The organism is Luteimonas huabeiensis HB2, assembly GCF_000559025.1.
GTDB lineage: Bacteria > Pseudomonadota > Gammaproteobacteria > Xanthomonadales > Xanthomonadaceae > Luteimonas > Luteimonas huabeiensis.
The window spans coordinates 238,936-258,988 of sequence record NZ_JAAN01000035.1; the positions used below are offsets into that span (position 1 = coordinate 238,936).

Annotated in this window: 18 protein-coding genes and 4 pseudogenes; 6 read left to right on the forward strand and 16 right to left on the reverse strand. The window is 73.9% G+C overall.

What is annotated here, in order from left to right; all coding sequences use genetic code 11:
* Positions 1-25: 25 nt before the first annotated feature.
* From Z164_RS0115415 to Z164_RS0115425, 3 genes are all read right to left on the reverse strand, one after another.
* Positions 26-781: an SPOR domain-containing protein gene (locus tag Z164_RS0115415; RefSeq protein WP_024891581.1), complete on the reverse strand. Its 756-nt coding sequence runs from the start codon at positions 779-781 to the stop codon at positions 26-28.
* Positions 782-1,503: 722 nt separating this feature from the next.
* Positions 1,504-2,256, reverse strand: a complete 753-nt coding sequence (locus Z164_RS0115420) for a type III pantothenate kinase (RefSeq protein ID WP_024891582.1) — start codon at positions 2,254-2,256, stop codon at positions 1,504-1,506.
* The gene (locus Z164_RS0115425) at positions 2,249-3,238 is read right to left on the reverse strand and encodes a biotin--[acetyl-CoA-carboxylase] ligase (RefSeq protein ID WP_052338473.1); all 990 of its coding nucleotides are present in this window, start codon (positions 3,236-3,238) and stop codon (positions 2,249-2,251) included. Before Z164_RS0115425 ends, Z164_RS0115420 begins: the two co-directional genes overlap by 8 nt.
* A 330-nt stretch (positions 3,239-3,568) precedes the next feature.
* Here Z164_RS0115425 and Z164_RS20760 point away from each other — a divergent pair.
* Positions 3,569-4,380 (forward strand): annotated as a pseudogene (locus Z164_RS20760) (M90 family metallopeptidase).
* Between the two features lie 22 nt (positions 4,381-4,402).
* On the opposite strand, the gene Z164_RS0115435 reads toward Z164_RS20760, so the two are convergent.
* The 6 genes from Z164_RS0115435 to Z164_RS0115460 form a co-directional block, all read right to left on the reverse strand.
* Positions 4,403-5,827, reverse strand: coding sequence for an ATP-binding protein (locus Z164_RS0115435; protein WP_024891584.1), 1,425 nt, complete (start codon positions 5,825-5,827; stop codon positions 4,403-4,405).
* Positions 5,828-5,903: 76 nt separating this feature from the next.
* Entirely contained in the window at positions 5,904-6,590 is a 687-nt protein-coding gene (locus tag Z164_RS0115440; RefSeq protein ID WP_024891585.1) for a response regulator transcription factor, read from the reverse strand.
* Positions 6,591-6,646: 56 nt separating this feature from the next.
* A complete protein-coding gene (locus Z164_RS0115445) occupies positions 6,647-6,976 on the reverse strand; it encodes a hypothetical protein (RefSeq protein WP_024891586.1) in 330 nt (109 codons plus the stop codon).
* 147 nt (positions 6,977-7,123) lie between these two features.
* Positions 7,124-8,140: a tRNA dihydrouridine(20/20a) synthase DusA gene (gene dusA, locus Z164_RS0115450; protein ID WP_024891587.1), complete on the reverse strand. Its 1,017-nt coding sequence runs from the start codon at positions 8,138-8,140 to the stop codon at positions 7,124-7,126.
* A gap of 30 nt (positions 8,141-8,170) precedes the next feature.
* Positions 8,171-8,722 carry a hypothetical protein gene (locus Z164_RS0115455; RefSeq protein ID WP_081770213.1) on the reverse strand — a complete coding sequence of 184 codons (552 nt, stop codon included), beginning with the start codon at positions 8,720-8,722 and terminating at the stop codon, positions 8,171-8,173.
* 35 nt (positions 8,723-8,757) lie between these two features.
* On the reverse strand, positions 8,758-9,165 hold the full coding sequence (locus Z164_RS0115460) for a copper resistance protein NlpE N-terminal domain-containing protein (protein ID WP_160170694.1): 408 nt from the start codon (positions 9,163-9,165) through the stop codon (positions 8,758-8,760).
* A gap of 114 nt (positions 9,166-9,279) precedes the next feature.
* Between Z164_RS0115460 and Z164_RS0115465 the strand changes: the two genes are divergently transcribed.
* On the forward strand, positions 9,280-9,495 hold the full coding sequence (locus tag Z164_RS0115465; RefSeq protein WP_024891590.1) for a hypothetical protein: 216 nt from the start codon (positions 9,280-9,282) through the stop codon (positions 9,493-9,495).
* A gap of 2 nt (positions 9,496-9,497) precedes the next feature.
* On the opposite strand, the gene Z164_RS0115470 is transcribed toward Z164_RS0115465, so the two are convergent.
* The 3 genes from Z164_RS0115470 to Z164_RS0115480 all read right to left on the reverse strand — a co-directional run bounded on the left by Z164_RS0115470 (position 9,498) and on the right by Z164_RS0115480 (position 11,395).
* Positions 9,498-9,896 (reverse strand): hypothetical protein, encoded by a 399-nt coding sequence (locus tag Z164_RS0115470; RefSeq protein WP_024891591.1) that lies wholly within the window; start codon positions 9,894-9,896, stop codon positions 9,498-9,500.
* A 131-nt stretch (positions 9,897-10,027) separates the two neighbouring features.
* Positions 10,028-10,813 carry an HAD family hydrolase gene (locus tag Z164_RS0115475; RefSeq protein WP_024891592.1) on the reverse strand — a complete coding sequence of 262 codons (786 nt, stop codon included), beginning with the start codon at positions 10,811-10,813 and terminating at the stop codon, positions 10,028-10,030.
* Between the two features lie 264 nt (positions 10,814-11,077).
* Positions 11,078-11,395, reverse strand: a complete 318-nt coding sequence (locus Z164_RS0115480; protein ID WP_024891593.1) for an EF-hand domain-containing protein — start codon at positions 11,393-11,395, stop codon at positions 11,078-11,080.
* A gap of 638 nt (positions 11,396-12,033) precedes the next feature.
* Between Z164_RS0115480 and Z164_RS23720 the strand changes: the two are divergent.
* The 3 genes and pseudogenes from Z164_RS23720 to Z164_RS0115495 all read left to right on the forward strand — a co-directional run.
* Positions 12,034-12,567: pseudogene (locus Z164_RS23720) on the forward strand (serine/threonine-protein kinase); the annotation flags it as partial.
* A gap of 166 nt (positions 12,568-12,733) precedes the next feature.
* Complete coding sequence (locus tag Z164_RS23385) at positions 12,734-14,251, forward strand: tetratricopeptide repeat protein (protein ID WP_024891595.1); 1,518 nt, start codon at positions 12,734-12,736, stop codon at positions 14,249-14,251.
* Positions 14,252-14,420: 169 nt separating this feature from the next.
* On the forward strand, positions 14,421-15,635 hold the full coding sequence (locus Z164_RS0115495; RefSeq protein WP_024891596.1) for a PQQ-dependent sugar dehydrogenase: 1,215 nt from the start codon (positions 14,421-14,423) through the stop codon (positions 15,633-15,635).
* 92 nt (positions 15,636-15,727) lie between these two features.
* Here the strand turns inward: Z164_RS0115495 and Z164_RS0115500 are convergent, their stop codons facing one another.
* A complete protein-coding gene (locus Z164_RS0115500; protein ID WP_024891597.1) occupies positions 15,728-16,093 on the reverse strand; it encodes a glycine zipper 2TM domain-containing protein in 366 nt (121 codons plus the stop codon).
* 185 nt (positions 16,094-16,278) lie between these two features.
* Here Z164_RS0115500 and Z164_RS0115505 point away from each other — a divergent pair, with 185 nt between their 5' ends.
* Positions 16,279-16,794 (forward strand): adenine phosphoribosyltransferase, encoded by a 516-nt coding sequence (locus Z164_RS0115505; RefSeq protein ID WP_024891598.1) that lies wholly within the window; start codon positions 16,279-16,281, stop codon positions 16,792-16,794.
* Between the two features lie 71 nt (positions 16,795-16,865).
* Here Z164_RS0115505 and Z164_RS0115510 read toward each other — a convergent pair whose 3' ends face one another.
* The 3 genes and pseudogenes from Z164_RS0115510 to Z164_RS23725 all read right to left on the reverse strand — a co-directional run.
* Positions 16,866-18,752: a S8 family serine peptidase gene (locus Z164_RS0115510; RefSeq protein ID WP_024891599.1), complete on the reverse strand. Its 1,887-nt coding sequence runs from the start codon at positions 18,750-18,752 to the stop codon at positions 16,866-16,868.
* Positions 18,753-18,837: 85 nt separating this feature from the next.
* Positions 18,838-19,506 (reverse strand): annotated as a pseudogene (locus Z164_RS23390) (YadA-like family protein); the annotation flags it as partial.
* Positions 19,507-19,537: 31 nt separating this feature from the next.
* Positions 19,538-20,053, reverse strand: a pseudogene (locus Z164_RS23725) (hypothetical protein); the annotation flags it as partial.

Consider the following 20,053-nt stretch of genomic DNA (forward strand, 5'->3'; position numbering starts at 1 on the left):
TAGCGGATGCGGCACCGCGCCCACGCTAGCCGCGCACGGCCGCGCAGTCGAGCGGCCGCACCTCCGCCCCGCTGGCGCGACCCGCGGCCTGGGCGTCGAACTCCGCGGCGGCGACCACGTCCAGCCATTGCGCGGTGGTCGCCGCGCCCAGCGCCTCGGCGCGCGCGTCGAAGCCGGCCGCCCGCAGCGCGGCGGCGTGCCGGCGCGCTGCCGACTCGCTGCCGAAGCGGCCCAGGGCGATCGCGTTGGCCTCGTCGCCGCCGAGGATGAAGTGGTCGTCGAAGCCTGCCGCGCGCAACCGTTCGACGACGGCCTGGGCCGCCTCGCGGTCGGGCTGCGGCGGCAGCCACACGCGCCAGCCGCGCGGCGCGGTCGCCGTCGCATGGGCGACCGCGCGCTCGACCTGCGCTTGCAGGCGCGCGCTGGCCCGGGCGAGCGCGGCCTCGTCGGCGAAGGGACCGATGCGCAGGCAGACCGGCGCGGTTGCAGCGGCGGCCGGAGCGAGCGCGCCCTCGGCGGCCGGCGCATCTTCGCCCGGCGCTGGCGTCGATGTCTCGATCGCAGGCGGGGCGGCGCGCGCCGCGCCATCGGCGGCGGCGATGCCACCGGCGCGCGGCGCCTCGCTGGCGGCGTGCCGGACCTCCGAAGCCAGCAGCAGCGGCGGTACGCCCGGCGGCTGCGCCGGCGGCGGTTCGGCCTGCGGCGGCGCGCGCAGCGCCCACCACAGGCCCACGCCGAGGTTGAGGACGATCAGCAACAGGACGACGGCGCGCGCGAACATGGGCCGATTCTAGGCCCTGCGCTCCGCGCTTTCGGCGACAGGCGGCGCGTTATCCGCTCTTGGGCCTGTATCGACATTCGGCCCGCAGCACCGGGCTGTCCCTACTCCCGCAAGCGAGCCCATGCCGTTCCTTCTCCCGCGAGCGGGTGCATGTCGCTCCTTCTCCCGCAAGCGGGGCCATGTCGCTCCTTCTCCCGCAAGCGGGGCCATGTCGTCCCTTCTCCCCGCCGGATGAGGGCCGCTTTGCACGCCTGCGGCGTGCCCCCATCCGCCTTCGGCACCTTCCCCCGCTTGCGGGGGAAGGGAAAAACAGAGTGCTCCCCGCTTGCGGGGGAAGGGAAAAACAGAGTGTTCCCGCGCTTGCGGGGGGAGGAAGAAGAGAATGCTCCCCGCTTGTGAGGCAAGGAAAGCAGCTTGCGCCCGCCTCCGGGGAAGGGGCCTTGCGCACGCTGAATGTCGATTCCGCCTGGGACGCGGGCGGAACACGCCGTGCGGGTCCGCACCGTTCGCCGAGCGGGTCATTTCCGCCGCGTTCGCGGCCCGTGGCCCCAGCCGCCGGCGAAGCGGCGCGCGACCGGCGCCGGCCGACCGCCGCCGCCTCGAACGCGCTGCCGCGCACGCGCCCGGGCGCGCGCAACGCTCATCGATGCGCCATACCCGGGAGCGACGTTCGTGCACGCCCGCGGCACCGCGATGCGCCACCCGGATCGCGGCGGCGCCCGTCATCCGCTTCGCGCCGGGCGCCGCGTGCGGCCCGCCCAGCGCGCGAGCCCTTCCATCACCAGGTGCGGCGCGGCCGTCGCCGCGGGCAGACCCGCCAGCAGCGCCGCGGCGCCGCCGCCGTGGACCAGCAGTCGCGGCGGCGCGCCGAGCAGCGCCTCGGCCTCCACCGCGCTGGCCTGCACCAGCGCGCAGGCGGCGCCGAGGCAGCCGGAGGCCAGCGCATCGTCGGTATCGGCGGCGAACGCGGTGTAGCGCCCGCCCTCGGCGGGCAGGTGCGGGGCGCGCCGGTGCAGGCTCTCGCGCATCAGCGCCGGCGCGGGCGCGATCCGGCCGCCGCGATGCACGCCCTGCGCGTCCAGCAGGTCCACCGTCAGCGCCGTGCCCACCCCGGCGACCAGCCACGGGCCGGGACCGCGCGCATGCGCACCGACCAGGGCCAGGAAGCGATCCACCCCCAGCCGTTCCGGCCGCGCGTAGGCGATGCGCATGCCGTCGAAGACCGCCTCGGTCCGCACCCGGACCACTCGCCCGCAACGCCCGGCCAGGGTCCGCAGCACCGCCGTTCGCAACGCCTCGCGGGCGACGCTGGCCAGGGCCACCGCATCCACCCGCGGCGGCAGCGCGTCGGCCCAGTCCGCCGGCAGCGCCTGGCCGTCGTGCGGCACCGCGAAGCCTTCGCCGGCGCGGCCGTCGGCCTGCAGCGGCGCGCACTTGAGACGGGTGTTGCCGAGATCGATCAGCCACTCAGTCATCGTCGCGCCTCCGCACGCTCACTTCGCCAGCGTGCACCTGGCGCTCGACCCCGCCCTCGCGCACGCGCAGCGCGCCGTCCGCGGCCAGTCCCAGCGCGACGCCGGCGCGATCGCCGGCGGTCCCGTGCAGCACGATCGGCCGCCCCGCCAGCGCATCCAGCGCCGCGTAGCGCGGCAGGAACGGCGCCAGGCCGTCGCGGTCGAAGATCTCCAGCGCCGGCAGCAACGCCGCGATCAGTTCGGCGGCCAGGCGCTCGCGCAGCGGCGGCGCCAGGCCCAGGCCGCGCAGGTCCGCCCAGGGTTGTCCGATCGCCGCCGCCGGGGCCGCCGGCATGGCCACGTTGAGGCCGATCCCGATCACCGCCCGCACCGGCCCCGCGTGCTCGCCACCGCCCTCCACCAGCACGCCCCCGAGCTTGCGCAGCGCGCCGTCGCCGGCCTCGACCACCAGGTCGTTGGGCCACTTCAGGCCGACCGGCGCACCCAGGGCGCGCACCGTCTCGGCCGCGCAGATGCCGGCGACCAGGCTCAGCCCGCCCAGCCGCGCCAGCCCGCCGGCGAAGGCGCGCGACACCGAGAGGTAGAGATTGGCCGCCAGCGGCGAAGCCCAGGCGCGCCCGCGGCGGCCGCGGCCGCCGGTCTGGCGCTCGGCCAGCAGCGCCTGGGCGCCCTGCGCGGGCGCGGGCCTGCGCAGCAGCTCGGAATTGGTGGAATCGATCGACCAGGCCACCTCCAGCCCGGTCAGCAACGACGCGGCTTCGGCCGGCAGCCGCGCGAGGATCGCGCCGGCATCGAGCAGGTCGAGCGGCCCCTCGAGGACGTACCCCCGCCCTGCGCGCGCCGCGATCGGCACCCCCGCCGCGCGCAGCGCCTCGATCCGCTTCCAGACCGCCGCGCGGGTCAGGCCGTGCTCGCGCGCCAGCCGATCGCCGGAGACCGGCCCCGCGGCCAGGCGTTGCAACAGTGCGCGCTCCATGGACATGGGTTCCCGATCGACCCGCCGCGCTCGCGGCGAGCCCGGCAGGATGCCCAGCCTGCAGCGCGGGCGCAACCGCGCTATAGTCGGCGATCCGTCCGCCACCCTGCGACCCGTCATGGCCCTGCGACTCGCGATCCTGCTGTTGCTCGGCTGCGCCAGCACACCGGCGCTGGCGACCGAACTGCGCCAGTCGCCCGGCGACGGCTGCGGCGAAACGTCCGCACAGGACCCCACCAATCCCCGCCCCGCCGAGCATCGCGGCAGCCTGGGCGATGGCGAGGATCGCGCCCCGCTCCACCGCGGCGTGCCCGAGAACGGCATGCGCGCTCCGCGCTGGCACAGCTTCCTGCCGGGCATGTTCCGCTGATCCGGTGAACGGCTGGTTCCGGCGCCTGCGGCGCCGTCCCGATCCGCTCGCGCCCGCGCTCTGGGCCGACGTCCGCGAACGCGCCGCCTGGGTCGGCCGGCTCGACGCCGCGCGCGACGCGCGGCTGCAGTCGCTGGCCGCGCGCTTCCTGCACGACAAGACGATCACCCCGGTCGCAGGGCTCGAACTCGACGAGACCCGGCACGCGCTGCTGGCCGCGCTGTGCTGCCTGCCGCTGCTGGAGTTCGGCGCCGAGGGCCTGCACGGCTGGTCGCAGCTGATCGTGTATCCGGAGGCGTTCCGGGTGAACCGCAGCCACCTCGACGCCGCCGGCGTGCTGCACGAGTGGGAGGACGAACTGATCGGCGAGGCCTGGGAATCAGGGCCGCTGATCCTGTCCTGGGCCGACGTCGAGGCCGACCTGGACCAGCCCGACCGCGGCTTCTGCGTGGCCGTGCACGAGATGGCGCACAAGCTCGACGCGCTCGACGGCGTGCTCGACGGCACCCCCGCCCTGCCGCGCGACTGGCAGCGGCGCTGGGCGCGCGACTTCCAGCGGGCCTTCGACGGCTTCGTCGCCCGCCTGGAGCGCGACGAGGCCACCGCGCTCGATCCCTACGCCGGCGAGGCGCCGGAGGAGTTCTTCGCGGTGTGCAGCGAATACCACTTCAGCGCCCCGGCGCTGCTGGCGCGCGAGCTGCCCGAAGTGGCCGGGCACCTGCGGCGCTTCTACGGTCCTTCGCCGTTCGCCGACCGCCCCGCGCCGGACCTGCCGTAGGCCTGCGCGCACGCCGCGGCGCTCACAGCCCCGGCGGCAGCACCACCTCGAAGCGCGCCCCGCCCAGTTCCTCGGAACGGCCCACGTGCAGCTCGCCGCGATAGCTATGCACGATGTCCTGCACGATCGCCAGCCCGATGCCGTGGCCCTGCACGCGCTCGTCGCCGCGCACCCCGCGCTGCAGGACGTGCGCGATGCGGTCGGGCTGGATGCCGGGGCCGTCGTCGTCCACCGCCAGCCGCAGGCCGGGGCGGCGGTTGGGCTGCGGCTCCCCCGGGCGTACCGTCAGCAGCACGCGGCGCCGCGCCCACTTGAAGGCGTTCTCCAGCAGGTTGCCGAGCAGTTCCTGCAGATCGCCGGGTTCGCCGTGGAAGCGCGCGGACGGGTCGATGTCGAACTCGCAGATCACCCCCTGCGCGGCGTAGATCTTCTCCAGCCCACGCACGATTTCCTCGGCATAGGGCTCGATCTCCACCGGCGCGGAGAACAGCTTGTGTCCGCTGGAGGCGGCGCGCCCGAGCTGGTAGCCGACCAGATCGTTCATGCGCCGCAGCTGGATGGCCAGCTCGTCGCGCAGCTCGGCGTCGCTGGCGCCGGCCTGCAGCCGGGTATGCAGCACCGCCAGCGGAGTCTTCAGGCTGTGCGCCAGGTCCGACATGGTGTTGCGCTGGTGCTCGAGGTTCTGCCGCTCGCTCTCGATCAGCGCGTTGATGCTGTCGGTCAACGGCTCCAGCTCGCGCGGGTGCAGCTCCCCCATGCGATTGGCCTCGCCGCGCTGCACGCGCTTGAGCTCGGCGATCACGTTGCGCAGCGGGCGCAGGCTCCAGCGCAGCACCAGCGCCTGCAGCAGCAGCAGGATCACGCCGGCCACGCCGAGGTAGCGCCACAGCGCCTGGCGGAACACCTGCACCTGCCGCGGCAGCGTGCCGGCATCCTCGAGGATGTACACCGTATAGAGCAGTTCGGTTTCCTCGCCGCCGCTCTCGCGCACCAGGGCGAAGCCGCGGCCGTAGCGGATAACCTCGCCGGGCAGCCCGGCGCTGTCGAGGATCGGCAAGGGGCCGTCGATCTTTTCCTGGCCCGGTTCCAGCAGTTCGAGCTCCGGCAGCACCGGCCCCTGCGCCGAGCCCGACAGCCAGATGCCGTCCTCCATCACCACCGCGGCATAGCTGCCGCTGCCGGGACGCTCGAAGCGCTCGTCGGGCGGGAATTCGGGCGCGATGAGCGTGCCGTCGCGGGCGAACTCGACGTCGCCGGCGTAGGTGAAGGCCGAGCCGCGCAGGCGGTCGCGCTGGCCCTGGCTGGCGACGTCCACGAAGGCGCGGTCGAGCGCATAGCCCGCCAGGGCGAGGAAGGCGACCAGGCCCAGGCTCGCGGCCAGCATCTGCCGCGCCTGCAGCGAGCGCGGGCGCCAGGGCAGTTCGCGCTTGATCGGCCGCTGGCTCATCGCGCCGGTTCCTCAATCGCGCACGCGGCGCCCCGGGGGCGCCGCGCGGTCGGCCACGGTCGGTGCGGCCGGCAAGTCAGCCCTCGGTGCTCCGCGGAATGGCGAAGCGGTAGCCGCGGCCGCGCACGGTCTCGATCGGCTTCAGCGTGCCCTCGGGGTCCAGCTTCTTGCGCAGGCGGCCGATGAAGACCTCCAGCACGTTGGAGTCGCGGTCGAAGTCCTGCTGATAGATGTGCTCGGTCAGGTCGGCCTTCGAGACCAGTTCGCCGGCGTGCATCATCAGGTACTCGAGCACCTTGTACTCGTAGCTGGTGAGATCGACGTTCTGCCCGTTGACGCTCACCGTCTGCGCGGCGAGATCCAGGGTGACCGCACCGCACTCCAGGGTCGGCTTGCTCCAGCCCGCCGCGCGCCGCACCAGCGCGTTGATGCGCGCCAGCAGTTCCTCGACGTGGAACGGCTTGACCAGATAGTCGTCGGCGCCCTGCTTGAGCCCGTCGACCTTGTCCTGCCAGCTGGAACGCGCGGTCAGGATCAGCACCGGGAACTGCTTGCCCTCGTCGCGCAGGGCCTTGATCAGCTCCATGCCCGACATCTTGGGCAGGCCCAGATCGATGATGCCCACATCGAAGGGGACTTCGCGGCCCATGTACAGGCCTTCCTCGCCGTCCTGGGCGGCATCGACCGCGAAACCCTCGCGCTTGAGCCGCGCGGCCAGGGTCTCGCGCAGCGGGGCTTCGTCTTCGACGAGCAGGATACGCATGGGGTTCAACTCCGTGTCAGACGGCCGTGGCGGCCTGTGCGTTCAAGTATCTGAACTCAATCGTCGCGGCGACGTGTAGGCGCCAGCCGCGCGTCGCGCATGCGTCGCTGCGGATCGTCCTCGTACACCCGCACCCGGCCGCGATCGTCCAGGATCTTGATCCGGTTGATCTCGCGGCCGTCGATGTGCATCGACTCCGCGCTCAGCACCTCGCCGCGCGCGGCGCTGCTGATGTGGCGAATGGAATCGGCCATCGCATCCTGGCCGCGCGGCAGCGGGCGCTCGGGCCGGGGCGGTTCCGGCCGCCCCTGCGCCTGCGCCACGCCGCCCGCCAGCAGGGCGGCGGCGAGCAGGCAGGTCGGCAGCGGGCGGAACGGTGCGGACATCGGAGGGGCCGTGGCGAGGGGGCGTCCTATCGGCAGGACGCTGTGGATTGTCGAAATCGAGCAGTGAATCCGTCCTTAACTTTTCCGTCAACACCCTGACCCCGGTTCAGCCGCGAGCCTCCTCGATGACGGAATTGTGGCCCGGCCTCAGGCGGCCGCCGCCCGCGGGCCCGGGCGCGTGGCGGCGATCGCTGCCTCCACCAGCTCCCAGCCGGCACCGGGGCGATGCGCCCCCTCGCTCAGCACCTGCCGGAACGCGCGCCCGCCGGGCTGCCCCTGGAACAGGCCCAGCACGTGCCGGGCGACGTGCTTGAGCGCGACGCCGCGCGCCAGCTGGGCACGGACGTAGGGCGCGAACGCGGCCAGCAGCTCGGCACGCGGGCGCGGCGCCCGCCCCGACAGCCGGCAGTCGAGCCGGTGCAGCAGATAGGGATCGTGGTACGCCGCGCGGCCGAGCATGACGCCATCGACGTGGGCCAGATGGGCCATCGCCGCCTCCTCGTCGGCGATGCCGCCGTTGAGCAGGACGGTCAGCGCCGGCCGTTCGCGCTTGAGCCGGTAGGCCCAGTCGTAGCGCAGCGGCGGCACCTCGCGGTTCTCCTTCGGCGACAGCCCCTGCAGCCAGGCGTTGCGCGCGTGCACGACGATGCGCCGGCTGCCGGCGGCGGCCACCCCGTCCACGAACGCCAGGAAGCGGTCGTAGTCGTGATCGTCGTCAACGCCCAGCCGGCACTTGACCGTGACCGGCACCGCCCGGCCCTCGGCCGCCAGCGCCTCCACCATCGCCGCCACGCAATCGGCGACCAGCGCCGGCTCGCGCATCAGGCAGGCGCCGAAGCGCCCGGCCTGGACGCGATCGGAGGGACAGCCGCAGTTGAGGTCGATCTCGTCGAAGCCGTGCCGCGCGCCGATGCGCGCCGCCTCCGCCAGCCGCGCCGGCTCGCTGCCGCCCAGCTGCAGCGCGACCGGGTGCTCGGCCGGATCCATCGCCAGCAACCGCGACCGGTCGCCCAACACCACCGCGTTCGCGTGCACCATCTCGGTATAGAGCAGCGCATCGGGCGCCAGCACGCGATGGAACGCCCGGCAGTGGGTGTCGGTCCAGTCCATCATCGGGGCCACCGACAGCCGGCGGTGGGCGGGGTCGTGCGTCATGGGGGGCATTCTAGCCTCGCTCCGGCAGCGCTCCGGCCTTCATGGCGTCGGCGGGCGCGCGTCCTCGGGGATGGCGCGGCGCAGTTCGGCGTCCAGGGCCAGCGGCCGCGCCCAGCGCCGGTAGCTGGCGGCGATGCCTTCCTTCAGCCGCCGGTACGGGGCCGAGCCGGGCGCGGCACCGAGTTCCTCGGCCAGTTCCGCCCACGGGCGGTCGCGGTCGCGGTCGCGCGCGGCGACCACCGCACGGCAGGGCCGGCCGACCACCTGCGCCAGCGCGCAGGCGAAGTAGGCCTCGCCGGCGCTCCAGTCCTCGCGGCCGAGCAGTTCGTCGGCGAACGCGCGCGGCGTGTCGCGGTAGCGCACCAGTTCGTCGGCGAGCGCACGGCGGTGGCGCGCGGCATAGCGGTCGATGTCGGCCAGTTGCGCGTCCACCCAGGCATCGCCGGTGCGCGGCCCGGCGGCCACCGCTTCGGCGTCGCCGGTCGCTTCCGCGCCCTGCGCCGGTGGCGCCTGGGCGACGACCGGCCCGGCCGTGGCCAGCGCGATCGCCAGCAGCCAGGCCGGGGCGATGCGCGGGGGAGATGGGGGCATGTCGGGCTCGCGGTCGGAAGGCATGGGCGTGGGGTTCAAGGCTCGTCGGCGGGGATCGGCTGCAGCACGTGGCCGCCGCCCGGCAGCGCTCCGCCCCCGGCATCGCGCGACTGCAGCCTGCCGTCGTCCAGCACGGCGTAGGCGCGCTCGCTGCCGCCTTCGCCTTCCAGGCGGATCAACGAGGCGTCCACGCGCCAGCCGCCGCTGTCGACGAAGGGCGTCGCGCCGAGGTCGGTCAGGTAGGTCTCGGTCAGGCGGAAGGAGCGCGTGCCGTCCATGCGCTCGAGCACCAGTTCGGTTTCGATGCCGGCGCAGTCGGCGCAGGCCTGCAGGCCTTGCCAGGCCATGCGCTCGCCCTCCCCCACCGGTTGCGGCGCGGTCCAGCCGCAGGCGGCCAGCAGCAGGCAGGACGTGGGCAGCACGGCGACGCGCGGGAAGGCCATGCGGCGATTGTGCCGCAGGCCGGCGCGCGACGCCTGCACGCCGCCGCTACGTCGGTGCGCGCAGCATGCGCTCCTCGCCCCGGCGGATCGCCGTGGCCGCATCGGAGCGCGTCCATGGTCCCGTCAACCCCCTCTTCCGATTCCGCCTCGCCGTCCGCCGGCGGACGGCGCCTGCGCCGCTGGCTGCTGGGCCTGGGCATCGGCGCCCTGCTGCTGGTCGGCTACGCGCTGGCGCTGCAGGCGATCGGAACGCGGATCGGCGATGGCGTGGAGAGCAGCCTGCGGTCCGCGCCGGTGGTCGACGACCGCCAGCACCGCGCCGCGGACTGACCTCAGCGCCAGCGGCGGCGATCGCGGTCGTAGCGCGGGTCGTAGTACTGCGCGGTGCAGCGGCCGCGGCTGTCGCAACGCACGTTGCGGCGATCGTGACGGCGGTCGCGCCGGTCGTCGTAGCGATGCGAATGGCGACGGTCGCGGTCGTACGCACGAGGGTCGTAGCGAGGCGCGTCGCGATAGTAGACCGGGCGACCGTAGCGGTCGCGACCGACGACCAGGCGCCGATCGTCGCCGTGGCGATAGTAGGGTTCGCCGCCGCGCAGGATGACGTCGGCGGCATCGACGATGATGCGCACGAGTTCGTCGTCGGCATGCGCGGGCGTGGGCGCGAGCGCGACGGCGCCGAAACCGGCGGCGAGGACGACGGGGGCGAACCAGCGGGAGAGGACGGACATGGCAGGCGCTCCTGGCGACGCGGCCCCGCGACCATCGCGGCGGCGCCCCCACAACATGCGAACACCGAAGTGAACGCCGACTGGCTCCGCGTCGCCCGCGCGCACGCTCCCGCGCCCGGGATGGCTGCGGTTCACACGTAACCGTTTCCAGCGCGCGGCGCGTCTGGGCCGGCGGCCGCGGCCCGCGCGTCGAGCTCGCGGATCGCCCCGGGCAGGGCATGCAGATCCTCCACCTCGCGCATGCGCGCGCGCATCGCCGGCGCGATGTCGGCTTCCCGTTCGTGCTCCCAGGTCAGGTGGTAGGGCACGTGCACGGCCCAGGCGCCCAGCCGCAGCACCGGCGCGATGTCGGAGCGCAACGAGTTGCCGACCATGCAGAACCGCGCCGGCGGCAGGCCGAACTCGTCCAGCACGCGCTGGTAGGTGGCGGCGTCCTTTTCGCTGACGATCTCGATGCGCCCGAACAGGTCGGCCAGGCCCGACTGGCGCACCTTCGCCTCCTGGTGGAACAGGTCGCCCTTGGTGATGAGGACGATGTCGTGATCGGCGGCCACGGCCTCGACCGCGGCGCGCACGCCCGGCAGCACTTCCACCGGATGACGCAGCATGTCCTTGGCGATGGCGACGATGCGGTGCAGATCGGCGGCGGCGATCCGCTGCGCGGTGATCTCCACCGCCGCCTCGATCATCGACAGCGCCATGCCCTTGACGCCGTAGCCGAACAGCGCGAGGTTGCCGCGCTCGATCGCCAGCAGCCGCTGCCGTGCGCGCGCGTCGTCGAGTTCCACGTAGGCGCCGACGATGCGCTCGAACTCGGCCTGCGCGGCGGCGAAGTAGTCCTCGCTGCGCCAGAGGGCGTCGTCGGCGTCGAAGCCGACGAGCCGGATGCCGGCTTCGAGCTGGGGGATCGCGTGCATCCGTGCATTGTAGGCGGCCCGGCGCCGCGCCCCGCGGACGCCGTCGCCCGCGGCGCAAGGCACGAGGCGCGAGGCGCGAGGCACGAGGCGCGAGAATCGCGGCGCGAAAGCGCGCCCGGGCGCCTGTCCGACCACGACGATGCCGCGACCCGATCCCCGATGCCTGCCGCTCGCACGCACTCCGCCGCGGGGCCGCGCGTCCAATGAGAAGGGCGGCCCGGAGGCCGCCCTTCGTGGCGCCGCGACGCATCGCGTCGGACGGGATCAGTTCTCGCCGGTCGGACCGGCGCCCTGCGACACCGCAAAGGCGCGGTACTCGTCCGGCGTCAGCTGGCCGTCGCCATCGGTGTCGGCCTGGTCGAACACCGTCGAGAGCGCGGCGTGGGCGCTCGCCTCCTGCTTGCTGAGGTTGCCGTCGCCGTCGGTATCCAGGTCCGCCCAGGTCACCTGGCCTTCCGCGGCCGGCGGCTGCGCGGCGCCCGGCGGCGCCTGCGTGGTGGGTTCTTGCGCGAAGGCCAAGGGCATGGCGAGGGCGGCACCCAGAGCGAGCAGACCGGTCATGGGAGTGCGTGCATGCTTCATGGAAATCTCCAGTAAGGAACGGTGCGGCGAAAAGGCGAGGACGCTCGCCCTTCCGCACGCCCCGACTGTGCCTGGGCGCGGATGAATCCGCGCAGCGCCGCCGTTGTTAACCCTACGTTTCCTTAACCGCATGGCGCCGCAAATGGACTAGACCCTCGTGTGATCGCGTTCCCAGAACGCACCGACCTTCGCCGCGAGCGACCTGGCGGACGCGCGAGCGAAGCGGCGCGATCGGCCATCGGCAGAGACGCGAGCGCGGTACCGGCGCCGCGACCGCTGGCGATCGGCCAGACGGCGGAAACCGATTGCCTATACTCGGGCAGCGGTCGTCGGCGGCCGTGGACAGGGGGCGGGGTTTGGACGCGCGCCAGCGCTACTTGCGGGCCAAGGCCATCGTACTGGCGGCCGCCGAGCTGCGGGACGCCGAGCGCGCGCGGTGGATCGCCGCCGAATGCGGCGACGACGAGGCGCTGCGCGACGAGGTCGGCTGGCTGCAACGCGCGCTGGACGAGCCGGATCCGCCGCCCCTCGCGCGACGCTGGGACGCCGCGGTCGATGCCGGCGACCTGAGCGGCGCGCGGCTGGAAGCGGCGGCGGGCAGCGATTACCGCCTGCTGCGGCGATTGGGGCGCGGCGGCATGGGCGTGGTGTACCTGGCCGAGCGCCGGTTCGGCGACGGGCTGCAACGCGTGGCGCTCAAGCTGCTCGACGCCGGGGCGTGGCCGGAAGACGATGCGGTCAGGCGCCTGGCCTCGGAGGCGCGCATCCTGGCCGGCCTCTCGCATCCCAACATCGCGCGCCTGCTGGATACCGGGCGCACCCGCAGCGGCCAGCCGTTCCTGGCGATGGAATACGTGGAAGGCGAGCCCATCGATCGCTGGTGCGCCGCGCGCGCGCCGACCCCGCAGGCGCGCGTGCGGCTGTTCCTGAAGGTCTGCGCGGCGGTGCAGTACGCGCATCGGCACCTGGTGATCCACCGCGATCTGAAGCCCGCCAACATCCTGGTCGATGCCGACGGCGAGCCCAAGCTGCTGGATTTCGGCATCGCGCGCCTGCTGGCGGAGGGCGCCGCGGCGCGCACGGAAACCGGGCAGCACGCGCTGACCCTGGCATACGCCAGCCCGGAACAGATCCGCAACCAAGCCCTGAGCACCGCGAGCGACGTCTGGCAACTCGGCGTGGTGCTGTACGAACTGATGAGCGGCGCGCGGCCGTTCCCGCATTCGGGATCGCCGCTGGCGCTCACGCACGCGACACTCAACGGCGAGGCGCCGCCGCCGAGCCGGGCCCGTCCGCCGGGCAGCGCCGGCAGGCGCCGCGCGCGGCCCGCGACGCGGCGTGCCGGCCGACATCGATGCCATCGTGCTCAAGGCGATGCGCGCCGCGCCGGGCGAGCGCTACGCGGACGTGGCCGCGCTGGCGGCCGATCTCCAGCGCCATCTCGATTCGCGCCCGGTGCTGGCCCGCCGCGGGCAATGGTGGTACCGGGCACGGCGCTTCGTTCGCCGCCACCGCAGCGGCGTCGCGGCGATCGCGGCGATCGCGGTGCTGCTGGCGGGCTTCGCGTTCGAACGCGAGGCGCAGCTGCGGCGGACGGAGCTCGAGCGCGACAAGGCGCAGGCGCTGGCGGCGTTCATGCGCGGATTGTTCGAGGATGCCGATCCTTCCCGCACCCGCGGCAGCCGCCTCACCGTGGCCCAGGCGCTGGACCTGGGCGTGGAACGGTTGCGCGACGACGCCGGCCTCGCGCCCGAGGTGCGGGCGGCGCTGCTGCTGTCGGTCGGCCGCGGCTATACCGCGCTGGACATGGGAGACCGCGCCATCCCGCTGCTGCGCGAGGCCGACGCCCTGCTGGAACGGGCCTCGGCGCCGCCGCTCGAGCGCGGCCGCGCCAAGGCCGCGCTGCGGCGCGCGTATTCGATGGCGCTGGACACCGCCTCGGCCACGGTCACCGGCCACGAGGCGATCGCGCTGCTGCAGCGCGCGCCGGGCGCCGATCCCGACGAGATCCGGCGCGTGCGGATCAATCTGCTGTTCGACCACATCACCGTGGGCGACCGGCCGCTGGAGATGCTGGCCGCGGAACTGGAATCGATCGTCGAGGGACTGGAGCGGCGCAGCGACGCCGATCCGGAACTGCTCATCCAGGCGCTCGCGGCGCTGGCGGTGGCGCAGGCCGCAGCCGGCCACGACGACGCCGCCGCACGGCGCGCCGACCGTGCGCTGGCGATCGCGCGGACCCTGTACGGACCGGAAGATCCCGCTCTGGCCTACTACCGCTTCACCGCCGCGCTGAGCCGGATGCGCAGCGATCCGGAGGAGGCGGTCCGGGCGTACCGCCGCCAGATCGCCGATTACGAGAGCACGAACGACGGCCCCACCCCCGGCCTGGGCGCGATGCTGGCGTACCTGGGATGGACCCTGGAGCGCATGGGGCGGCACGAGGAATCGGTCGCGGCGCTGCAGCGCGCCGAGCGGGTCGCCGGCCGCTTCGCCGCGGTCGCGCCGGACTTCCACCTGTATGTCCTGTCCGGGCTCGCGGCGCAGTATCAGCGCCTGGGCCGGAGCGACGAAGCGGTGTCGCTGCTGCGGCCGCAGCTCTCCCGCACCGACGAGGCCGCCCGGCGGGCAACGGCGTGGGCGGTGAACGGCCGCATCCGCGGCCTCAACGTCATGGGCGAGGCGGCGTTGCAGCGCGGCGATGCCGAGGAAGCCGCCCGGCATTTTGGAATGGCGCTGGCGGAGGCCGAGCGTCGCCCGGACCGTGCTCGGGCAAGCCTGCGTTCGGCCGCCGCGGCGGGGCTGTGCTCGACCGGGACCGTACGGCCGGCATGCCCCGGGCTGGCGACGCGATGACCGCACCGCGGCGGCGGCCTCCGTCCGCGGCCCGCTCGCACGATCCGCGACCGCGGCACCGGCGCTGGAGCGGCTCCGGCTACCCGCCCCGAGGCGCCCGCCCATGCGCGAAAACGCGCGCGGACACGCTAAGGTAGGCCGCCGACCCGAACCATCGCCGGAGACCGACATGACCCGAGCCCTGCTTGCCGCCGCTTGCGCGCTGGCCCTCGCCAGCGCCTGCAGCGCCGAGTCCCCCGCCGCAGCCGACGCCGCCGCGCAGCCCGCCGCCGCCGCATCGCCGGCGGGCACGCGCACCGTGGCCCTGCCCGCTACCGACGGCCGGCCCTTCGTCACCGAGGAAGTCGCGCAGTTCGCGGAGCCATGGGCGATGACCTTCCTGCCCGACGGCCGCCTGCTGGTGACCGAAAAGGCCGGCACGCTCGTGCTCTACGCCCCCGAAGACGGGCGCCGCGGCGAGATCGCCGGCGTGCCCGAGGTGGCCTACGGCGGCCAGGGCGGGCTCGGCGACGTGGTGCTGCACCCCCAGTTCGAGAGCAACCGGATCGTCTACATCAGCTACGCCGAGGCCGGCGACGGCGGCAGCGGCGCCGCGGTGGCGCGCGGCCGGCTGGAACTCGACGGCGACGGCGGCGCGCTGCGCGACCTGCAGGTGATCTGGCGGCAGGTGCCGAAGGTCTCCGGCGGGGGCCATTACGGGCACCGCATCGCCTTCGATCGCGAGGGCAAGCTGTGGATCACCTCGGGCGAGCGGCAGAAGTTCGACCCCTCCCAGGACATGAGCTCCAACCTGGGCAAGGTGATCCGGCTGGAGGAGGACGGCCGCGTGCCCGCGGACAATCCCTTCGCCGGTCAGGGCGAGGTCGCCTCGCAGGTGTGGTCGCTGGGCCATCGCAATCCGCTGGGCCTGGCGTTCGACCCCGAGGGCCGCCTGTGGGTGCACGAAATGGGGCCCAAGGGCGGCGACGAGCTCAACCTCATCGAGCGCGGCGCCAACTACGGCTACCCGCTCGTCTCCGACGGCGAGCACTACGACGGCCGCCCGATCCCCGACCACAGCACCAACCCCGACTATCGCGCGCCGGTGATCAGCTGGACGCCGGTGATCTCGCCGGCCGGCTTCGTGATCTACGACGGTTCGCTGTTTCCGCAGTGGCAGGGCAGCGGCTTCATCGGCGGGCTGTCCTCGCAGTCGCTGGTACGCATCGAGTTCGACGGCGAACAGGCGCGCGAAGCCGAGCGCTTCCCGATGCAGACGCGCATCCGCGAGGTGGAGCAAGGCCCGGACGGCGCGCTCTGGCTGCTCGAGGACGGCGGTCGCGGCGCGCAGGGCCGGCTGTTCCGGCTGGTGCCCGGCGAAGAGACCGCATCGCCGCAGGCCTGACGCGTTCGGCGCGGCTGGCCGGGCCCACGCGCGCCAAGGGAAAAACGAGAAGACCCGCCGTAGCGGGTCTTCTTCGTTTCACCCGGGGCGCGTCAGCGCCCGGTACGGTAGCAGCGCTGCTCGACGACGCGGTCGCCGCGCGCTTCCTGGCGGTTGCCCTGGACGTTGCGTCCGATCGCGCCGCCGGCGACGGCGCCGCCCACGGTCGCGAGCTTGCGCCCGCTGCCGCTGCCGACCTGATTGCCGATCAGGCCGCCGATGACCGCGCCCGCGGCGGTGCCGCCGATGCGGTTGGGATCGCTGCCGCCGCGTTGCACCTCGACCTCTTCGCAGACCACCCGGGTCCCGTCGTCGAAGCGGCGCCCCTCGTCCTGCGGTCCATAGGTCTGGGCGTACGCCGCGCCGACGGATGCCAGCGAGAGCGCCGCGATGCCGGTCCATGTGCGGAACATGTTCATACGGACCTCCGCGAACTCGATTGGATGTGGGGCCGATGCTCCTAGGGCGCCCGCAAACAGGCGGTGAAACGCGGCCGCGAGCATGGCTGCGGGCTTAACCGGCGGCCCGGGCGGCGGCTCCGGCGCCGGTCGCCGGGGTCGCGCCCGCTCGCTACCATGGCGCCCCGTTCCGAAAGGCGAGCTCCATGTCCTGGACCGACCTGATCCGCACCGTCCCCGACTTCCCGCGGCCCGGCATCGTGTTCCGCGACATCACGCCGTTGCTCGCCGACGCCGCCGGCCTGCGCGAGGCGATCGAGGCGATGGCCGCGCCCTGGCGCGACGCGGACGTGACCGCGGTGGCGGGCGTGGAATCGCGCGGCTTCATCCTGGGCGCGGCGCTCGCGCTGTCGCTCGGCGCGGGGTTCGTGCCCATCCGCAAGCCCGGCAAGCTGCCCGGCCCGACGCTGCAGGAGACCTACGCGCTCGAATACGGCAGCGACCGGCTGGAGATCCGCGCCGACGCACTGGCGCCGGGCCGCCGGGTGCTGCTGGTGGACGACGTGCTCGCCACCGGCGGCACGCTGCTCGCGGCGGCGCGGCTGGTGGAACGCCAGGGCGCGGACCTGGCCGGCGCGGCGGTCCTGGCCGAACTGGCGGCGTTGGGCGGTCGCGCGCGGTGGACGGCGGCCGCGCCGCTGCGCGCGGTGCTGACGTACTGACGGGCCTTGCCTGCCGAAAAGGAAACGACCCCGGCCGCAAGGCCGGGGTCGCCTGACGCATCGCGCGACGATCAGTTGTGACGGGCTTGCAGCGTGACGTTGCTGTAGGCCCTCACCCCGACCAGCTTGACGTAGTACACGCCCGCCTGCGGCGAGGCGACGCGCACGGCCTCGTTGTTGCCCGGACGCGCCGAGCGGAAGTCGGCCGCATCGGCGGTCGGCTCCGCATCGAAGCTCACGTACAGCGACACGTCGCCGCTGCCGCCGCTGGTGGTGATGCTGAGCGGACCGACGACGCCGGCCGGCACCTCGATCGAGTACAGGACCTCGCCGCCGGCGCCGCCGCTCAGGCCGCGCACCGGCACCTTGTTGCCGAGCGGCGTCGCGGTCGGGCCGCACTCCTCGACCGCCGGGTCGCAGGGTTCTTCCGTCGCCTTGTCCAGCAGCGCCTTGAGGTCGAGGATGCCTGCGCCCATCGGCGTGGACGACGGAATCGAGACCGGGAACGGTCGGGCGGTGGAGGTCAGGAGGTCGCGCATCTCCTGCCAGTCCAGCGGCGTCTCGACCACGCTCTGCACCATCGCGGCGGCCGCCGCCACGTGCGGCGAGGCCATCGAAGTCCCGCCCATGCCGCGCAGGATCCAGTTCCCTTCCTCCGGCCCCTGCTCGCCGCCGTTGGTGACCTGCCACACGTAGCCGTTCGGGTTGCCGTCGGCGCCGCCGCCGCCGCCCGGCGCGGACAGATCGACCCGCTCGCCATAGTTCGAGTAGCTGGCCTTGCCGCCGGTGATCCGGGTGGCGCCGATGCTGATGACATCGTCGCAGGCGGACATGGTGTAGTTGGCCGCGTTGCCGTTGGAGTTGCCGGCGGCCACGACGATGATCGAGCCGGCCGCGTTGACCTGATCGATCGCGTCCTGGTAGAGCGCGGGACACGTGGCCTGGCCGCTGCTGCCCAGGCTCATGTTGAGGATCTCGGCGGGATTCTCGTTGACCGGCAATCCCTCGACCTCGATGCCGGCGGCCCAGAGCATGCCGTCGGCGATGTCGCTGCTGAAGCCGCCGCAGGAGCCCAGCACGCGGATGGGCATCACCTTGGCGCCGTGGGCGATGCCCGCCAGGCCGGTGCCGTTGTTGGTCTCCTGGGCGATCGTGCCGGCGACGTGGCTGCCGTGCCAGGAACTGATGTCGGCCGGGTGCGGATCGTTCGTGGCCCAGCCCGTGCAGTAGTTCTCCTCGATCCAGTCGCCGAGATCCCAGCCGCCCGGCACGCGGTCGTCGGTCTCCCGGCGCGAGATGCGCTTGTCGCTCAGCATGTCGTAGCCGGGCACCACGTTGGCCGCGAGGTCGAGCGTGCCCTCGACGATGCCGGTATCGAGCACCGCCACCAGCACGCCTTCGCCGGTGGAGATCTCCCACGCCTCCTCGGCGCGCACGCCGCCGGTCGGGTTGTAGAAGTTCCACTGGTACTGCGCGTAGTTGGGATCGTTCGGCGCCGCGGCGGGGCCGACATCGCCCATGTGCCGGTAGATCAGGTCGGGCTCGGCCGATACGACGGCCGGGTCCGCCGACAGTTCGCGCAGGAAGCTCGCGGCCTCGGAAGCGCTCAGCGCGCGCGAGGTCGTCACCACGGCCCAGCCGTCCACGCCCATGCGGCGCTTGATCTGCGCGGCCACCGGCGCCTTGGATGCGGAAGCGGCGGTCGCGCGCAGCGGCCGGTCCAGCCCCGCCCGCCCCAGCGCGCCCTGCAGCGCGGCGGTCTGCGCACGGACGTCGGTTCCGGGGCCGCCCGAGCGGTACTTCACCACATAGCGGTCGCCGGTGGTCGCCACCATCGGGGCGTCGGACGGCTCGCTCACGCGCGCGCCGGAGATGCGATCGGCGGCCGAAGCGCCGATACCCGCGCCGCCGACGATCATCGCCGCAGCAACCGCCAGACTGATCTTGCTCTGCTTCATACCGAAACCTCTTTTTTTTGAGTGAAGTGCAGCACCGGTGAACCCAGTCGATCCGCCGGCCGGTGCGGCCGGCGGATCGGTTTCCTTACCAGCCGAAGCCCGCGCCCAGGCCGACCGACTTCTCGTCTCCGCTGAAGGCGCCGCCGATGGTCAGCGTGGCGCGCTCGCTGATCGCGCGCTGGTAGCCGACCGACAGCGCGCTCTCGCCGCTCTGGAAGCCGACGCCCACGCCGACGCGGTTCTGCGTGCGCACGCCCGCGGCGCTGGTGGCCATGTTGAGCATGGCCGCGCTCATCGCGCCCTGGCGGTCGAGACGGCGGTCCACGTCGTGGAAGCGCCGCTCGACGTCGCCGCGGAACGCCTCGAAGTTGTCGTTCCAGGCGGCGAACTTCTGGTCGGTATAGGCATTCGCCGAACTCAGCGTCTGCGTCGCGGTGGTATCGGTGTAGGCGCGCGACTCCGCCACCCCCGCGCGCACCTGCGCCACGTTGGCCGCATCGGTGTCGGCGGTGCCGGCGGCGACGTTGGCGATCTGCCGCTCGTTGCCGGCGCTGCCCACCGAGACCGTGCCGGCGCGGTCGGCCACCGAGCCCTGCCCCAGCGCCACCGCCCCCTCCGCGGTGACCGAGGCGCCCTGCCCGATCGCGGTGCCCGAGGCGGCGGTCACGCTCGCGCTCTCGCCCAGCGCCACCGCATTCGTGGCCGTCGCGGCGATGCTGGCGTTGGCGCCGACCGCGGTGCTGCCGTCGGCATTGCAGGCCGGCATGCAGCTGCCCGCCGGTGACCGCGTCGCGGCCGCCGGCCACCACCTCGCCGTCGGCGAGGTTGCCCAGGCGGGTGCCCGACTCGCCCTCGAGCGTCACCGAGGACCGGCTGTCGTCGTCGTAGACGAGCGCGTTCTCCGACAGGTCGGTCAGGCTCTGCGACACCTGCTTGAGCTGCGCCAGGTTCACCGCGTCGGTGTCCTCGGTGCCGGCGGCGACGTGGGCGATCTGCCGCTCGCCGCCCGCGCTGCCGACCGAGACCGTGTCGTCGCGGTCGGCCACCGAGCCCGCGCCCAGCGCCACGCTGTTGTGCGCGCTCGCCGTGGCGCCGAAGCCCAGCGCGGTGGAGGCGTCGCCCCGCGCCGTGGCGCGCGCGCCCAGCGCCGAGGCGCCGTCGCCGAACGCGGACGCCAGCTCGCCGGCGGCGGTGGCGTACTCGCCATCCGACGATGCGCCCACCCCCACCGCGCCGTCCTGCGGCGAGGCCGCGAAGTAGCGGTTGCCGGCCGCATCGACGTTCGCGACCGCTGCGCGCAT

Excerpts from the sequence above, each read along its gene's own strand:
- Z164_RS0115415 (WP_024891581.1), bottom strand. The coding sequence starts at position 781 with ATGTTCGCGCGCGCCGTCGTCCTGTTGCTGATCGTCCTCAACCTCGGC.
- Z164_RS0115420 (WP_024891582.1), bottom strand. The coding sequence starts at position 2,256 with ATGACTGAGTGGCTGATCGATCTCGGCAACACCCGTCTCAAGTGCGCG.
- Z164_RS0115425 (WP_052338473.1), bottom strand. The coding sequence starts at position 3,238 with ATGTCCATGGAGCGCGCACTGTTGCAACGCCTGGCCGCGGGGCCGGTC.
- Z164_RS0115435 (WP_024891584.1), bottom strand. The coding sequence starts at position 5,827 with ATGAGCCAGCGGCCGATCAAGCGCGAACTGCCCTGGCGCCCGCGCTCG.
- Z164_RS0115440 (WP_024891585.1), bottom strand. The coding sequence starts at position 6,590 with ATGCGTATCCTGCTCGTCGAAGACGAAGCCCCGCTGCGCGAGACCCTG.
- Z164_RS0115445 (WP_024891586.1), bottom strand. The coding sequence starts at position 6,976 with ATGTCCGCACCGTTCCGCCCGCTGCCGACCTGCCTGCTCGCCGCCGCC.
- dusA (WP_024891587.1), bottom strand. The coding sequence starts at position 8,140 with ATGCCCCCCATGACGCACGACCCCGCCCACCGCCGGCTGTCGGTGGCC.
- Z164_RS0115455 (WP_081770213.1), bottom strand. The coding sequence starts at position 8,722 with ATGCCCCCATCTCCCCCGCGCATCGCCCCGGCCTGGCTGCTGGCGATC.
- Z164_RS0115460 (WP_160170694.1), bottom strand. The coding sequence starts at position 9,165 with ATGGCCTTCCCGCGCGTCGCCGTGCTGCCCACGTCCTGCCTGCTGCTG.
- Z164_RS0115465 (WP_024891590.1), top strand. The coding sequence starts at position 9,280 with ATGGTCCCGTCAACCCCCTCTTCCGATTCCGCCTCGCCGTCCGCCGGC.
- Z164_RS0115470 (WP_024891591.1), bottom strand. The coding sequence starts at position 9,896 with ATGTCCGTCCTCTCCCGCTGGTTCGCCCCCGTCGTCCTCGCCGCCGGT.
- Z164_RS0115475 (WP_024891592.1), bottom strand. The coding sequence starts at position 10,813 with ATGCACGCGATCCCCCAGCTCGAAGCCGGCATCCGGCTCGTCGGCTTC.
- Z164_RS0115480 (WP_024891593.1), bottom strand. The coding sequence starts at position 11,395 with ATGAAGCATGCACGCACTCCCATGACCGGTCTGCTCGCTCTGGGTGCC.
- Z164_RS0115495 (WP_024891596.1), top strand. The coding sequence starts at position 14,421 with ATGACCCGAGCCCTGCTTGCCGCCGCTTGCGCGCTGGCCCTCGCCAGC.
- Z164_RS0115500 (WP_024891597.1), bottom strand. The coding sequence starts at position 16,093 with ATGAACATGTTCCGCACATGGACCGGCATCGCGGCGCTCTCGCTGGCA.
- Z164_RS0115505 (WP_024891598.1), top strand. The coding sequence starts at position 16,279 with ATGTCCTGGACCGACCTGATCCGCACCGTCCCCGACTTCCCGCGGCCC.
- Z164_RS0115510 (WP_024891599.1), bottom strand. The coding sequence starts at position 18,752 with ATGAAGCAGAGCAAGATCAGTCTGGCGGTTGCTGCGGCGATGATCGTC.